1 protein-coding gene is annotated in these 1281 nt (G+C 57.4%); it reads left to right on the top strand.

The genetic code is table 11. The features are described from left to right. Nucleotides 1-78: 78 nt before the first annotated feature. Nucleotides 79-1218, top strand: a complete 1140-nt coding sequence (locus CQ007_RS18730) for an IS481 family transposase (protein WP_105647357.1) — start codon at nucleotides 79-81, stop codon at nucleotides 1216-1218. Nucleotides 1219-1281: the final 63 nt, after the last annotated feature.

Below are 1281 nucleotides of genomic sequence, written 5' to 3'. Positions count from 1 at the left end.
GACATAGGTAACAAAACGTTCGGAGACATGGGTAACAGTTAATACTCTTCGGCATTACGTCCTCTTTGGAGATCGCTGATGCCTTGGCAAGAGATTACAACTGTGGACCTGCGTACTGAATTTATTGAATTGAGTCGCTGCGGCACGCTCTCGTTCAGCGAGCTATGCCGTCGCTATGGCATTAGCCGCAAGACGGGCTATAAGTGGGTGCGTCGTCATGAGGAACAGGGAGTTGAGGGGCTGCATGATCGGTCCCGGCGCCCCATACAGCAACCAGCACGGACCTCAGCAGAAACCGAAGACCTCATACTCGCTTGTCGCGATCGGTACCCGGCCTGGGGAGCGCGCAAGCTGCGTACTGTACTGGTGCGCGAGGGCCACCTGTGCTTGCCGGCACTGAGCACGATCACCGCGATTCTGCGCCGCCATGGGCGGCTGAACGCCCCAGCAGAACCCACTGCCTGCATCCGCTTCGAACATACTCATCCCAACGAACTGTGGCAAATGGACTTCAAGGGACACGTGCCAGTGGGCCAGCAGCGCTGCCATCCACTAACCGTGATCGATGACTGTTCCCGCTTCTCGCTCTGCCTCCACGCCTGCGGGAACGAGCAACGCCGGACGGTTCAGAGTGCGCTCCTCAGTACTTTCCGGCGATATGGCTTGCCTCAGCGCATGACCATGGAAAACGGTCCGCCGTGGGGAGCTGGTGGCGGTAATGGCCGCTTCTCACGGCTGACAGTATGGTTGATTGAGCAGGGCATCACTGTCAGCCATTCACGCCCTTACCATCCGCAAACCCAGGGCAAGGATGAGCGCTTCCATCGCACTCTCAAGGCAGAGTTGCTGGGGCGCAAACAGTTTGCGTCGCTGGGGCACTGCCAGCGCGCCTTCAACCGTTGGCGGCAGCAATACAATGAGGTACGTCCGCATGAAGCCTTGCAGCTACAGACACCGGCTTCACGCTACGAGCCCAGTCAGCGACGTTGGTTGGAGTATTTGCCACCGTATGAGTACGGGCCGATCGACGAGGTGCGCAAAGTTGCCTCAGACCAGAGCATCACCTTCCAGCGTTACGTGATCCTGGTCGGAGAGGGGTTTGTCGGCAAGTACATAGCGCTCAGACCAACCCTGGTCGACGGACAGTACACCCTGCATTTTTGCCATCAACAAATAGGACAAGTGGATCTGCGCAACCTAACAAAGCGAGTACGATAAGGACGGATCAAAGCGTTACCCATGTCTCCGAACATTCTGTAACCCATGTCCCCGGTCTATACA

Source organism: Pseudomonas sp. MYb185 (assembly GCF_002979975.1).
GTDB lineage: Bacteria > Pseudomonadota > Gammaproteobacteria > Pseudomonadales > Pseudomonadaceae > Halopseudomonas.
This window is presented reverse-complemented; position numbering and strand designations above follow the sequence as displayed.